The 14,136-nt window shown below is 59.4% G+C and carries 9 protein-coding genes and 2 tRNA genes; 4 read left to right on the forward strand and 7 right to left on the reverse strand.

What is annotated here, in order from left to right; all coding sequences use genetic code 11:
- Positions 1 to 203 precede the first annotated feature (203 nt).
- A complete protein-coding gene (gene rlmB, locus AB4N43_RS13955) occupies positions 204 to 971 on the reverse strand; it encodes a 23S rRNA (guanosine(2251)-2'-O)-methyltransferase RlmB (protein WP_027921975.1) in 768 nt (255 codons plus the stop codon).
- Positions 968 to 3,598 (reverse strand): ribonuclease R, encoded by a 2,631-nt coding sequence (rnr, locus tag AB4N43_RS13960; protein ID WP_027921976.1) that lies wholly within the window; start codon positions 3,596 to 3,598, stop codon positions 968 to 970. The genes rlmB and rnr overlap by 4 nt, the downstream gene beginning before the upstream one ends.
- A gap of 226 nt (positions 3,599 to 3,824) precedes the next feature.
- On the opposite strand from rnr, the gene AB4N43_RS13965 reads away from it, so the two are divergent.
- From AB4N43_RS13965 to AB4N43_RS13980, 4 genes are all read left to right on the forward strand, one after another.
- Positions 3,825 to 3,911: transfer RNA gene (locus AB4N43_RS13965), tRNA-Leu, on the forward strand.
- A 167-nt stretch (positions 3,912 to 4,078) separates the two neighbouring features.
- Positions 4,079 to 4,165 (forward strand) — tRNA-Leu (locus tag AB4N43_RS13970).
- A 258-nt stretch (positions 4,166 to 4,423) separates the two neighbouring features.
- Positions 4,424 to 5,434, forward strand: coding sequence for an extracellular solute-binding protein (locus tag AB4N43_RS13975; RefSeq protein WP_460154160.1), 1,011 nt, complete (start codon positions 4,424 to 4,426; stop codon positions 5,432 to 5,434).
- The gene (locus AB4N43_RS13980) at positions 5,434 to 6,999 is read left to right on the forward strand and encodes an ABC transporter permease (protein ID WP_460154161.1); all 1,566 of its coding nucleotides are present in this window, start codon (positions 5,434 to 5,436) and stop codon (positions 6,997 to 6,999) included. The genes AB4N43_RS13975 and AB4N43_RS13980 overlap by 1 nt, the downstream gene beginning before the upstream one ends.
- 121 nt (positions 7,000 to 7,120) lie before the next feature.
- On the opposite strand, the gene AB4N43_RS13985 is transcribed toward AB4N43_RS13980, so the two are convergent.
- From AB4N43_RS13985 to hflK, 5 genes are all read right to left on the reverse strand, one after another.
- Positions 7,121 to 9,055 (reverse strand): methyl-accepting chemotaxis protein, encoded by a 1,935-nt coding sequence (locus AB4N43_RS13985; RefSeq protein ID WP_027921979.1) that lies wholly within the window; start codon positions 9,053 to 9,055, stop codon positions 7,121 to 7,123.
- Between the two features lie 150 nt (positions 9,056 to 9,205).
- Positions 9,206 to 10,495 carry an adenylosuccinate synthase gene (locus tag AB4N43_RS13990; RefSeq protein WP_027921980.1) on the reverse strand — a complete coding sequence of 430 codons (1,290 nt, stop codon included), beginning with the start codon at positions 10,493 to 10,495 and terminating at the stop codon, positions 9,206 to 9,208.
- A gap of 54 nt (positions 10,496 to 10,549) precedes the next feature.
- On the reverse strand, positions 10,550 to 11,737 hold the full coding sequence (locus AB4N43_RS13995; RefSeq protein WP_027921981.1) for an ATP phosphoribosyltransferase regulatory subunit: 1,188 nt from the start codon (positions 11,735 to 11,737) through the stop codon (positions 10,550 to 10,552).
- 299 nt (positions 11,738 to 12,036) lie between these two features.
- Entirely contained in the window at positions 12,037 to 12,906 is an 870-nt protein-coding gene (gene hflC / locus AB4N43_RS14000) for a protease modulator HflC (protein WP_027921982.1), read from the reverse strand.
- Entirely contained in the window at positions 12,906 to 14,078 is a 1,173-nt protein-coding gene (hflK, locus tag AB4N43_RS14005) for an FtsH protease activity modulator HflK (RefSeq protein WP_027921983.1), read from the reverse strand. Before hflK ends, hflC begins: the two co-directional genes overlap by 1 nt.
- Between the last annotated feature and the right edge of the window lie 58 nt (positions 14,079 to 14,136).

Consider the following 14,136-nt stretch of genomic DNA (forward strand, 5'->3'; position numbering starts at 1 on the left):
GCGCAATTGTAGAGAAGGGACAGGAGAGGCGCAAGGCAATTGGTGATTATTTGAACAGTTCGTTCATACCACCAATCTTCGCCCCACCACAAACCACTGTGGGAGCGAGCTTGCTCGCGATGAGGGCTCAACATTCAATATTTATGCTGAATGTTACTCCGTCATCGCGAGCAAGCTCGCTCCCACAGGGGATTTGCAGCAGATCAGGACTTTTTGGCGGTCCCGGCAGCCTTGACGCTGCGCTGACGCTGGGCTTCGAACAGGCAGACGCCCGTCGCCACGGAGACGTTGAGACTGCTGACGCTGCCCGTCATCGGCAAGTGCACCAGGTAGTCACAAAGATCGCGGGTCAGGCGACGCATGCCGCTGCCTTCTGCGCCCATGATCAAGATGGTCGGGCCAGTCATGTCTTGCTGATACAGGCTCTGCTCAGCTTCACCCGCCGTTCCGACAACCCACAAACCACGCTGTTTGAGCTTTTCCAGGGTGCGCGCCAGGTTGGTCACGGCGACCAACGGAATCACTTCCGCCGCACCACAAGCCACTTTACGCACCGTTGGGGTCAGCGTCGCTGATTTGTCCTTGGGTACGATCACTGCCAGCGCACCGGCCGCATCAGCCGAACGCAGGCAGGCGCCGAGGTTGTGCGGATCGGTCACGCCGTCGAGCACCAGCAACAGCGGTGCGCCTTCGGTACGATCCAGCAGCTCGTCGAGCATTGCCTCACCCCAGACTTGGCTCGGACTCACGTCCGCCACCACGCCTTGGTGCACGCCCTCAACCCACGCATCCAGCTCGCGACGCTCGGCATTGCCGACCGCAACGCGGTTTTCGGCGGCGAGCTGGATCAGCGTTTGCACGCGCGGATCACTGCGGCCTTCGGCCAACCAGATTTGCTTGACGCGTTTCGGGTGGTGGCGCAGCAATGCTTCTACCGCATGCACGCCGTAGATCTTTTCCAACTGACTCATGGTTTAGCCTTAGGTTTACGCGCCCCGCCGCTTCTTCCGGCTGGAGCAGCACCCGCTTTTGGCGGGCCTTTACGATGTTTGCTCGGTTTTGCTGGCTTGCCGCCGGGGGCCTTGTCAGGCGCCGACCGTCCGGTCTTTCCCCCAGACGCCGCTTTACCGCCGCTTTTCGCTTCAGACAGCAACGCCTGTTTCATTTCACGGCTTTTACGCAGCTCGGCGTTTTTCGCCGCAGCATCGCTTGGACGATAGGCTTCGACAGCCTTTTCCTTGGCAGGACGACGACCGGTTTTTGCCGGTGCCGGTTCTGCGGCGGTTTTAGCCGCTGGAGCGGTTGTTTCGGTTCCGCGCTTCTTGCGGCCAATCGGCGCGCTGATGGTTTTTTCAGCCATCTCGAAGTCGATCTTGCGCTCGTCGAGGTCAACACGCATGACGCGCACTTCAACGGTGTCGCCCAGGCGGAAGCTGCGACCGGTACGTTCACCCGCCAAACGGTGGTGAACCGGATCGAAGTGGTAGTAATCGCCCGGCAGCGCGGTGACGTGCACCAGGCCTTCGACGTAGATATCGGTCAGTTCGACGAACAGGCCAAAACCGGTCACGGCGGTGATCACACCCGGGAACGATTCGCCCACGCGGTCTTTCATGAACTCGCACTTGAGCCAGTTCACCACATCGCGGGTCGCTTCGTCGGCGCGGCGTTCGCTCATCGAGCACTGCTCGCCGAGCTGCTCCAGCGCCGCTTCGTCGTACGGATAAATCCGTGCTTTCGGAATGGTCATCGCGCCAGCACGGCGAACGTGCGGGGTGTCCTGCTTGGAATGGATCACACTGCGGATCGCCCGGTGCGTGAGCAAGTCCGGGTAGCGGCGGATCGGCGAGGTAAAGTGGGTATAGGCTTCATAATTCAGGCCAAAGTGGCCCTGGTTATCAGCGCTGTACACCGCCTGGCTCAACGAACGCAGCATAACGGTCTGGATCAGATGGAAATCCGGACGGTCCTTGATGCTTGCCAGCAAGGCCTGGTAGTCCTTCGGCGAGGGGCCGTCCTTGCCTTTGTGCAGGGACAGGCCGAGCTCGCCGAGGAAGGCGCGCAGTTTTTCCAGACGCTCCGGTGGCGGACCATCGTGGACACGGTACAGCGCCGGGATTTCGTGCTTTTTCAGGAATTCAGCGGTGGCCACGTTGGCCGCCAGCATACATTCCTCGATCAGCTTGTGAGCATCGTTACGAACGGTCGGACGGATCTCGGCAATTTTGCGCTCGGTCCCGAAGATGATCCGGGTTTCCTGCGTTTCGAAATCGATCGCGCCACGCACGTGACGAGCGGCCAGCAGCACTTTGTACAGCGCATAAAGCTGTTTGAGGTGCGGCAGAACGTCGTTGTACTCGCCGCGAAGCTGACGCGCCTCGGTGAGTTTCGGCGTTTCCAGCATCGCACTGACCTTGTTGTAGGTCAGGCGGGCGTGGGAGTGAATCACTGCTTCATAGAAGCAATAGTCGGTCATTTCGCCGGACTTGGAGATGGTCATCTCGCAAACCATGGCCAGACGGTCGACGTGCGGGTTCAGCGAGCACAGGCCGTTGGACAGCTGCTCAGGCAGCATCGGCACGACGCGCTCGGGGAAGTACACCGAGTTGCCGCGAACCTGGGATTCGTTGTCCAGGGCCGAACCGATCTTCACGTAGCTGGAAACGTCGGCGATCGCCACGTACAACTTCCAGCCACCGGAGAACAGGCGCAGCTTGCCCGGTTTGGATTCGCAGTAAACCGCGTCATCGAAGTCGCGTGCATCTTCACCGTCGATAGTTACGAACGGCAGATGGCGCAGGTCGATGCGCTTCTCTTTGTCTTTTTCTTCGACTTCCGGCTTGAGCTTGGCGGCTTCTTTCAAGACCGCTTCAGGCCAGACGTGAGGAATGTCGTAGGTGCGCAGGGCGACATCGATTTCCATGCCCGGCGCCATGTAGTTGCCCACGACTTCGACCACGTCGCCTTGCGGCTGGAAGCGTGGTGTCGGCCAGTGAGTGATCTTCACTTCGACGAACTGACCGATCTGGGCGTTGGCGTTGCGGCCCGGCGTGACCAGCACTTCTTGCTGGATCTTCGGATTATCCGCAACGACGAAACCAATGCCGCCTTCTTCGAAGTAACGACCGACGATGGTTTCGTGAGCACGGGAAACCACTTCGACGATCATGCCTTCACGGCGACCGCGACGGTCGAGGCCGGAAACGCGGGCCAGGGCACGGTCGCCGTCAAAGACCAGGCGCATTTGCGCCGGGCTCATGAACAGGTCGTCACTGCCGTCGTCCGGGACCAGGAAGCCGAAACCGTCACGGTGACCGCTGATGCGGCCCAGGATCAGGTCGAGCTTGTCCACCGGCGCATAAGTGCCGCGACGGGTATAGATGAGTTGAGCGTCGCGCTCCATGGCGCGCAGACGGCGACGCAGGGCTTCGATCTGGTCTTCCGTGGTCAGACCAAACTCTTCGACCAGCTGCTCGCGGTTAGCAGGCGAACCTCGATCAGCAAGGTGCTGAAGGATCAGTTCGCGGCTAGGAATAGGGTTTTCGTATTTTTCCGCTTCACGAGCGGCCTCGGGATCGAGGGACTGCCAATCGGCCATTAGAGAGTTTTCACCTTGTCTATATGCGGGTTAGTTTGGCATAGGCGTAATGAAACGGGAAATTTCAAGCTATGACAGCCCTTCTAAAGCCCTTTATCGACATCGCAACGCTGATTTAAAGACCACTGGCGAAATTTTCCAGGTTTTTTTGATGTCGGGGGTTTACAGTTAAAAAGACGCTCCGTATAGTGCGCGCCATCGACGACGCAGACGCGCTGCCGATACTGCCCAGATGGTGAAATTGGTAGACACGCCAGCTTCAGGTGCTGGTGACCGCAAGGTCGTGGAAGTTCGAGTCTTCTTCTGGGCACCAATTTCGAGCTTGAGATTAGATCAATTTCAAGGCTCACACAAAAACCCGCGAAAGCGGGTTTTTTGCATTCCAAGCTTCTGATTTATTAAATCTAAATCAGGGGTTTACAGATCAAAACGCTCTCCGTATAGTGCGCCACATCAACAGCGGCAACGCTGAAGATAAATGCCCAGATGGTGAAATTGGTAGACACGCCAGCTTCAGGTGCTGGTGACCGCAAGGTCGTGGAAGTTCGAGTCTTCTTCTGGGCACCAATTCAAATTCAAGGTTACGACCTTGAATTTCACAAAAACCCGCGAAAGCGGGTTTTTGCGTTTCTGGCATCCGAAAACCTGCCCCCCCTCAAGAAACACATGACCTTGTAGCAGCTGGCGAAGCCTGCGTTCGGCTGCTGCTGGTGTTGGGTCCGCCGCTCTAGCTGGCACTTCCCGACCTAGCAAGGCGCACTTGAGAAACAATATCGTTTATCATTGTTGCAAGTTTTTGCAATGCGACAGTGAGGAACCCTGCGAATGATGTTTCGAAATACCCTACGCCGCGGCCTGACCTTCACCCTGCTCGGCCTGGTACTCGCCACCCCCCTCACCCAGGCGGCCGATCCGGTTTCCCTGACGCTCTATAATGGTCAACACAAGGAAGTCGGCGACGCCATCGCCAAGGCTTTCGAAGCCAAGACCGGCATTCATGTGAATGTGCGCAAAGGCAGCAGTAACCAGCTCGCCAGCCAGATCATGGAAGAAGGTGACCGCTCCCCTGCCGACGTAATCTACACCGAAGAATCACCGCCACTGAACAAACTCGGCGAGCAAGGTTTCCTGGCCAAGACCGACGACGCCACGCTGGCGGTTTTGTCAAAGGATTATGTTGCAGGCAACGGCACCTGGATCGGCATTACCGCTCGGGTCCGGGTGGTGGCATTCAATCCCAAGCTGATCGAGGAGAAGGACCTGCCGAAATCGGTGATGGAGTTCTCCAATCCAAAATGGCAAGGCAAGGTCGGCTTCGTGCCCACCAGTGGCGCTTTCCAGGAACAAGCGGTCGCGATCATCAAAGTGCACGGCATGGACGCAGCCGAAGAGTGGCTGACCGGCCTGCGCGCGTTCGGCAAGACTTACAGCAACAACATGGTCGCCCTGAAGGCTGTGGAAAATGGTGAAGTCGCCACGGTTCTGGTTAACAACTATTACTGGTTCGCCCTGCAACGCGAGAAAGGCCAACTGGACTCGAAACTGCATTACTTCACCGGCGGCGACGTCGGCGGGCTGATCACCGTTTCCAGCGCAGCCGTGCTCAAATCCAGCAAACACGCAAAAGAAGCCCAGGCGTTTCTGGCCTACATGGCGAGCGAAGAAGGCCAGCGCGTGATCACTCAAACCACCGCCGAATACCCGCTGCACAAAGGTATGGAATCGGATCGTGGCCTCAAGCCGTTCAGCGAACTGCAAGCACCCAATGTCACACCGGCCGATCTGGGTAACGCCGAACAAGCCCTGGACCTGGAACGCGACGTTGGCTTGAACTGATGAGCGCTTCGCCAGCCTCCCCCGCCTCACGCGGGGTGTACGTGCCTCGGCGCCAACGGCCGTCGATCTGGCTATTACTGCCAGTCCTGCTGCTGGTTGTGCTCAGTCTGTTGCCGCTGATGTATGTCGGCCTAAAAGCCTGGCAAGCCGGCTGGGCCGAAGCATTGCACCTGCTGTGGCGACCTTATGTGTTTGGGTTGCTGCGCAATACGCTGGCGCTGATGGCCGGGGTAACGCTAGCCTGCGCCTTAATCGGCCTGTCACTGGCCTGGCTGCTGGAACGCAGCAATCTGCCGGGGCGGCGATTGTGGGGCGTCATCCTCTGTTTGCCGTTCGCCGTTCCGGCGTTTGTCAGCAGTTTTACCTGGGTTTCGCTGAGCGCTCACTTTGAAGGTTTGGGCGGGGCGATTTTGGTGATGACGCTGTCCAAGTACCCGCTGATCTTTCTGCCGGTCGCGGCGACCTTGCGCAATCTTGACCCCTCTCTTGAAGAATCTGCCCGGACACTCGGACAGAATCGCTGGGGCGTGTTTTTCAGAATCACGTTGCCGCTGCTCTGGCCATCGTTGCTGGCGGGCTCACTGCTGATCGCACTGCACATGCTGGTGGAGTTCGGCGCGCTGTCGATCATCGGCTTGCAAACCTTTACCACGGCGATTTATCAGCAGTTCGAACTGGAATTCAGCAATGCCAATGCAGCGATGCTGTCAGCGGTGTTGCTGGTGCTGTGTCTGGCGTTGTTATGGCTGGAGCTGCGGGTTCGCGGCAAGGGCCGACATGTTCGTACCGGCCAGGGTGCGGCGCGGCATGCGGAACAGGTTCGATTGGGGCCCTGGGCGGGCATCGGACAGCTTTACTGCCTGGCGCTGGCGATCATCGGCAGTGGCATTCCACTGGGAATGCTGGGGTATTGGCTGGCGGTCGGCTCCTCAGCCGCATTTCCGGTCGCCGCCATCGGCGAAGCGCTGCTCTCATCGCTGGCACTCTCCCTCGGTGGCGCAGCGCTTTGCCTGGTGCTGGCCGTGCCAGTGGGCTTGCTGGTGGTGCGTTACAAAGGCCCACTGGCGATCTGGGCCGAGCGACTGCCGTATCTGCTGCATGCGTTGCCCGGCCTGGTGATTGCGCTGACACTAGTGTATTTCGCCCTGCACTATGTGCCGGTGCTGTACCAGACGTCCGCCTTGCTGCTGATCGCTTATGCGTTGTTGTTTCTGCCGTTGGCTCAGGCGCCGATTCGAACGGCTCTGAACAAGGCTGCACCGCAACTGGAAGAGGCTGCACGCACACTCGGGGCTACGTCGTTCAGTGCGTTTTGCCGGATCACGCTGCCGATAATTTTCCCGGCGCTGGGGGCGGCGTTTGCGCTGGTGTTTCTGGATGCGATGAAGGAGCTGACGGCGACATTGCTATTGAGTCCCACCGGGCTCAACACACTGGCAACAGAGGTGTGGGCGCATACCGCGAATGTGGAGTTTGCGGCGGCGGCGCCTTATGCGGCGTTGTTGATAGTGGTGTCGGGGGTGCCGGTTTATCTACTCACGACTCGGATGTATCTGAGCCGTTGAGAGCGCCTTCGCAAGCAGGCTCACTCCCACACTGGATCTACTGTGAACTCACACTACGTGAACACCAGAGATCAAATGAGGGAGCGAGCCTGCTCGCGAAGGGGCCAGTCCGGACAACCGATTACGCCCTGAACTGCCCCAGACTCGCCTTCAACTGCGCCGCCAACCCATCCAGCACCTTGCCGCTGGCCGTGGTCTCCACCACTGCCTGAGCCGCTTTTTCGGCCTGCGCATGAATGGTTTCAACCCGCCCCCGCACCGCCTGCGCACCTTGCGCCTGATGCGCCGCTGCCTGAGTCGCCAGGCCAATCGCCGCATGCACCTGCTCGACCGATTCCTGCACCGACTGCTGCAACCGCGCACTGTCGCGCAGCACCAGCAAACCTTCACTGGCCTGACGCCCGGCTTGACCAATTGCCGCCACCGCTTCGCGCGCACCTTGCTGCAAGGCAACGATGTGCGCCTGAATGTCGCCGGTCGAACTCTGAGTCTTGCTCGCCAGTGCCCGCACTTCGTCAGCGACCACGGCAAATCCGCGACCGGTCTCGCCCGCACGCGCCGCTTCGATGGCCGCGTTCAGTGCCAACAAATTGGTTTGCTCCGCGATCCCGTGAATCACCGTCAGTACCACTTCGATCTGTTCACTCTGTTGCGCCAGTCGTTCGATGACTTTCGCCCCGGTGTCGACCTGCCCGGCCAGCGCCTCGATCAAGCTGCCGACTTTCGCCGAGGTCCGGGTGTTTTCATCCGTGGCCGAACGAATGTCCACCACCTGCTGCAAAGCTGCCTGCATGGCATGACTTTCAGATTGGGCTTCATCGGCCATTTGCGACAACGCTCGCAGGCTCTCAGCCACTTCATCGCGCTGCATTCCGGCGGCCTTGTCAGCTCCGGCATTACGCAGGGTCATGGCACCGATTTCCACGCCGGTACGCTGGGCCACATCGCCGGCTTCACGCACGATCGGCTGCAACTTATCCACAAAGCGATTGACCGCCGACGCCATGTCGCCGATTTCGTCCTTGCTGTTGATCTGCACACGCTTGGTCAGGTCACCCTCGCCAGCCGCCAGATCATCCATGGCGCTGATCAGCATCTTCAAGCGATTGACCACGCGCCGCCCCAGCACCACGGCCAGCAACAACAGCACGCCGCAACCGACCAGCGCCAGACCCAGACCAATGCGCCAGCGCAAGGTCGCGGCCGCTTCCTGTACGGTACCGGTGGTGTTGGCTTTCATTTCAGACGCCGTGGACTGCGCCGACTGCAAACGTGCACCCATCGCCGCGGCACTGTCGGCGGCCGCGCCTTTGAGGCTGTCGCCCACCAGTTGATCGCTGCTGGCAATCAGCGCCGAGAAACGCTTATCCAGGGCCGCGAGGTCGGTTTCCACTGACGCGGTGGAGACCCCCATTATTACCTTGCCGATTTCCACACCATTGGGATTGATCGAGGCTTCGAGGTAATAAACCGAAGGATCGTTCTTCGCCGCATCCAGCACTTTGTCGAGCGCTCGCTCGCCCTGGCCTTTTTCAAGGAGGGCCTTGTTGATCGGGTTTTCACGATTGAGGTAGCGCGTCAGATGCTGCCCGGTCGCATCGTCATACACCACGAACAACACATTGGGATTGCGCTGGGCCCGGCGGGCGAATTCGGACAAGGTTGGAACGTCACTGTCCCACATCGCGCGGGGGGCGACCGAGGCCAAGAGCTGCGCCATATCATTGGCGGAGTCCTTCAGGTCTTTTTCCAGCGTCGCACGCAACTGAGCCTGCTCATCCTTCAAACGCGAGGACAAACCGGCCGTAAGGCGCTGACGCGTGCTGGTCGATAGGTTGTCGAGGCTCGACGTGACTTCACGCCCTGCCTGCTCAAGTTCGCCAGAGAGCTTTTGACTGTCGACCCCCAGGCGCACACCCAGATCGGCTTCCAATGCAGTCACTGTGCTCCGGGTCAGAGCAACAGCCACCAGCACTTGCACCAAAAGGGCGATACCGAGGGTAACGAACACGGGCCGCAACAAACGGCTTTGTAACAATGAGAGAACTGCCGACACTTAAAATCCCTCTGCTTTGGCGCCATTAAATTGATGGCGCGCTGGAAGCGATGCTTTTATTCAACATCACAGCAAAGGTCATGCCGTCCAAGAGGCATAAACGACAAAGGGCCCTATTAAGGACCCTTTGTGTTTCACTTCAATGACTTATCAAGCAAACGGATGACGCAGAACGATGGTTTCGTTGCGGTCCGGGCCCGTCGAAATAATGTCGATCGGCGCGCCGATCAACTCTTCAACGCGTTTGATGTAGGCACGAGCGTTAGCTGGCAGCTCTTCCAGGGTTTTGGCACCCACGGTCGATTCGGTCCAGCCCGGCACTTCTTCGTACACAGGCTGAAGGCCTACGTAGCTGTCTGCGTCAGTCGGAGCAACGGCGTTGCCCTGCGCATCTTTGTAACCGACGCAGATGTTGATGGTTTCCAGGCCGTCGAGTACGTCCAGCTTGGTCAGGCAGATGCCCGAGATGCTGTTCACATCGATTGCGCGACGCAGGATAACGGCGTCGAACCAGCCGCAACGACGGGCACGGCCGGTGGTAGCACCGAACTCGTGACCTTGTTTGGCCAGGTGCGCACCCACTTCATCAAACAGCTCAGTCGGGAATGGGCCCGAACCTACGCGAGTGGTGTAAGCCTTGGTGATGCCCAGGATGTAATCCAGGAACATCGGACCTACGCCCGAACCGGTCGCCACGCCACCGGCGGTGGTGTTGGAGCTGGTCACGTACGGATAGGTGCCGTGGTCGATGTCCAGCAACGAACCCTGGGCGCCTTCGAACATGATGTCTTTGCCGGCGCGGCGCAGGTCGTGCAGCTCGGCCGTCACGTCCAGCATCAACGGCTTGAGCAGCTCTGCATATTCCTTGCACTCGGCCAGCGTCTTTTCGAACTCGATGGCAGGCTCTTTGTAGTAACCCACCAGCATGAAGTTGTGGTAATCCACCAGTTCACGCAGCTTGTCTTCGAAGCGCGGCATGTTGAGCAGGTCGCCAACGCGCAGGCCACGACGTGCAACCTTGTCTTCGTACGCCGGGCCGATGCCGCGACCAGTGGTACCGATCTTCAGCTCGCCACGGGCCTTTTCACGGGCCTGGTCCAGCGCCACGTGGAAGGACAGGATCAGCGGGCAGGACGGGCTGATACGCAGGCGCTCGCGCACCGGTACGCCTTTCTCTTCCAGCTTGGTGATCTCGCGCAGCAGGGCGTCAGGTGCAACCACCACGCCGTTACCGATCAGGCACTGCACGCCTTCGCGCAACACGCCCGACGGGATCAGGTGCAAGACGGTTTTCTCGCCGTCGATCACCAGCGTGTGACCCGCGTTGTGGCCACCCTGGTAGCGCACTACGGCGGCAGCATGTTCGGTCAGCAGATCAACGATCTTGCCTTTGCCCTCATCACCCCATTGGGTGCCCAGGACTACGACATTCTTACCCATAACACTTGTCCTCATTCGCGCAAACTTGGTGCCGGCAGCCGCCGGCGGGAAAACTCAAGAAGCCAGCGGCAATACTTGCCAAAGCCCGTTCTGCTGAATCAATTGCCGGTCGCAGTCCGCTTCACGGGCGGCGGCCAAAGGTTGCCCAGGCAATGCCTGAACGACACGCTGACCCTCACTGCGCAACTGGCAAACCTGCTGCCAGAGTGCCGCATCCGTACTGTCAGGCATCCAGATACCGCCAGACGGTAGCTCGATCTCAGCACGCCCCAGGGTCACCAGGGTTTTCAAGTCGGTAGAGAAGCCGGTGGCCGGACGTGCGCGACCGAAGTCGGCGCCGATGTCGTCGTAACGACCGCCTTGGGCAATGGACTGGCCAACACCCGGCACGAACACCGCGAACACCACACCGGTGTGGTAGTGGTAACCGCGCAACTCGCCAAGGTCGAAGTACAGCGGCAGATCCGGGAAACGCACGGACAGACGCTCGGCAATTGCCAGCAAGTCGTCCAGAGCCGCCAGAACAGGCGCCGGCGCACTCGCCAGACGCTCGCGGGCAGCGCTCAACACTTCACGGCCGCCACACAAATCAACCAACGCGCGCAGCATGCCGGACAAATCGGCAGGCAGGCCTTCGGTCAAGGTAATGACCTCGTCGATGGCCTTGCGTTGCAACGCGTCGAACAATTGTTGCTCGACTTCACCGGACAAACCGGCGGCGCGGGCCAGGCCACGGTAGATGCCTACATGACCGAGGTCCATGTGTACATCCGGCACATCGGCCAGTTGCAGCATAGCCAACATCAGGCTGATGACTTCCACGTCGCTGCTCGGGCTGGCATCGCCGTACAACTCGGCACCCAACTGGATCGGGCTGCGCGAGGACGACAAGGCGCGAGGCTGAGCGTGCAGCACGCTACCGGCATAGCACAGACGGCTAGGCCCTTCACGACGCAGGGTGTGCGCATCAATGCGCGCCACTTGCGGCGTGATGTCGGCGCGGAAACCCATCTGCCGGCCCGATTGCGGGTCGATGACCTTGAAGGTACGCAGGTCGAGGTCAGAGCCCGCGCCGGTCAGCAGGGATTCCAGGTACTCGATGTGGGGAGTCACGACAAACTCGTAACCCCAGCTCTGGAACAGATCCAACACCTGACGACGCGCAACTTCAATGCGCGCCGCTTCTGGTGGCAGTACTTCTTCGATGCCATCTGGCAGCAGCCAGCGGTCTACCGTTGCCATTACGCCATTCCCCTATGATCCGGGCGGCAAGCCCTCGGGCGAGCCTTGAGTGAAGCAGAAAATGGTCGGCTCGTACGCAAACCACGCGCATGAACGACATGGCGAAAAGCCTTAAACCGGCTTCGCCAACCACTTTCCTCGAAAAACCTGTTGAGCCTGCATAAAAACAGCAATCAAACGTGCAGACGCAAAAAAGCCGGGAATTTCCCGGCTGCCGCATCATACACACGTTTTCCCAAAGGATCACCCCGCCCGAGGCTTTAGCCGCCAGGCGGGGGATGATTCAGGTCAACGCAGTATCAAGGCTTGGCTTTTTCCAGGTAACGGAAGAAGTCGCTGCTTGGGTCCAGGACCATGACGTCGGATTTGTTCGCGAAGCTTTCACGGTAGGCACGCAGGCTACGGTAGAAACCATAGAACTCCTGATCCTGGCCGTAGGCCTTGGAGTAGATCGCAGAGGCCTGGGCATCACCGTCACCACGAACCTCTTCAGATTCACGATAGGCTTCAGCCAGCAACACGCGGCGCTGACGATCGGCGTCGGCACGAATACCTTCGGCCAGTTCGTTACCCTTGGCGCGGTGCTCGCGAGCTTCACGCTCACGCTCGGAGCTCATGCGCTCGAACACACTGCGGTTCACTTCTTTCGGCAGATCGATAGCCTTGACCCGAACATCGACCACTTCGATACCCAGCTCTTTTTCGGCCATCTTGTTCAGCGAAGCCGTGATGTCGGTCATCAGCGCATCGCGCTCACCGGACACCACTTCGTGCAGCGTGCGCTTACCAAACTGGTCACGCAGGCCCGACTCCAGACGACGGGAAAGACGCTCGTCGGCAATTTGCTTGAGGCCAGACGTTGCGGTGTAGAAGCGCTCGGCATCTTTCACCCGCCACTTGGCGTAGGCATCCACCATGACGGCTTTCTTTTCCAGCGTCAGGAAGCGTTGCGTCGGTGCATCCAGCGTCATCAGGCGTGCGTCGAATTTACGCACCTGGTTAACGTAAGGCACTTTCACATGCAGGCCCGGCTGAACATCGGCCTGGACCACACGACCGAACTGCAGCAACACCGCACGCTCGGTCTGAGCCACGATGTAGAAGCAGTTCCAGGCAGCGATCGCCACGACGACGCCGACAATAAGGGCGATCAGCGATTTATTGCTCATCAGCGACTCTCCCTGGTACGTGCTTGCTGTTGCTGCAGATCAGCTGCTGCACGCGCATTCGCTTCATTGCTGGTGGTTGCTGCACTGGTCACCGGAGCGCTGGTGTTGCGACCACTTTCGACCATCTTGTCCAGCGGCAAGTACAGCAGATTGCTCTGGCCATTCTTGTTGCCGGTCACGAGAACCTTGCTGGTGTTGCTGAAGACTTCCTGCATGGTGTCCAGGTACAGACGCTCGCGGGTGACTTCAGGGGCCTTGCGATACTCGGCAACCAGTTTGGTGAAGCGATCGGCCTCACCCTTGGCGCGCGAGACCGTTTCGTCACGGTAGCCGTTGGCATCTTCGATGATGCGCTGGGCCTGACCACGGGCTTCCGGCACGACGCCGTTGGCATAGGTTTCAGCCTGGTTACGCGAACGCTGCTCGTCTTCACGGGCGCGGATCACGTCATCGAAAGCTTCCTGTACTTCACGCGGTGCGGCTGCGCTCTGTACGTTGACCTGTGTAATGGTGATGCCGGTGCGATAGGTATCCATGAAGCGTTGCAGACGCTCCTTGATTTCGCTGGCCATCAACTCACGACCTTCGGTCAGCACCTGGTCCATCGCAGTGGAACCCACCACATGGCGCAAGGCACTTTCGGTCGCGTGCTGCAGGCTGATTTCCGGCTGATCAACGTTCAGCACGAAGTCCTGCAGGTTGCTGATCTTGTACTGCACGGTCAGTGGCACTTCGACGATGTTTTCGTCTTCAGTCAGCATTTGACCCTGCTTGGTGTAGGCACGCTCACGCGTGACGTTTTCCAGGTACTTGCGATCGATCGGCGGGAAATAGATGTTCAGGCCCGGGCCGACGGTTTCGTAGTACTTGCCGAAGCGCAGCACCACGGCTTGCTCCTGCTCGTCGACAACGTAGACCGCGCTGTACAGCCAAACGGCCGCCAGCACGACAAGGCCGATGCCAAGAATGCCACCGAAGCCGCCGCTCTTGCCCGAACCACCGCCGTCATCACCACGTTTCTTACCACCACCGAACAACCCGTTCAGGCTTTCCTGCAGCTTTCGGAAGGCCTCGTCGAGATCCGGTGGTCCCTTGCGGTCGCCGTTATTGCGGCGCTTGCCACCCCAAGGATCCTGATTATTCGAGTTGCCACCCGGCTCATTCCAAGCCATAGCGCTCTCCATCTGATAAAGCAAAGACGCACCCACGGCGCGCCGACCAATGCTACAG

It is taken from the genome of Pseudomonas sp. S2_B07 (assembly GCF_054668435.1).

What these genes read in the sequence shown, in the direction of transcription:
- rlmB (WP_027921975.1), bottom strand. Translation starts at nt 971, where the DNA reads ATGAGTCAGTTGGAAAAGATCTACGGCGTGCATGCGGTAGAAGCATTG.
- rnr (WP_027921976.1), bottom strand. Translation starts at nt 3,598, where the DNA reads ATGGCCGATTGGCAGTCCCTCGATCCCGAGGCCGCTCGTGAAGCGGAA.
- AB4N43_RS13975 (WP_460154160.1), top strand. Translation starts at nt 4,424, where the DNA reads ATGATGTTTCGAAATACCCTACGCCGCGGCCTGACCTTCACCCTGCTC.
- AB4N43_RS13980 (WP_460154161.1), top strand. Translation starts at nt 5,434, where the DNA reads ATGAGCGCTTCGCCAGCCTCCCCCGCCTCACGCGGGGTGTACGTGCCT.
- AB4N43_RS13990 (WP_027921980.1), bottom strand. Translation starts at nt 10,495, where the DNA reads ATGGGTAAGAATGTCGTAGTCCTGGGCACCCAATGGGGTGATGAGGGC.
- AB4N43_RS13995 (WP_027921981.1), bottom strand. Translation starts at nt 11,737, where the DNA reads ATGGCAACGGTAGACCGCTGGCTGCTGCCAGATGGCATCGAAGAAGTA.
- hflC (WP_027921982.1), bottom strand. Translation starts at nt 12,906, where the DNA reads ATGAGCAATAAATCGCTGATCGCCCTTATTGTCGGCGTCGTCGTGGCG.
- hflK (WP_027921983.1), bottom strand. Translation starts at nt 14,078, where the DNA reads ATGGCTTGGAATGAGCCGGGTGGCAACTCGAATAATCAGGATCCTTGG.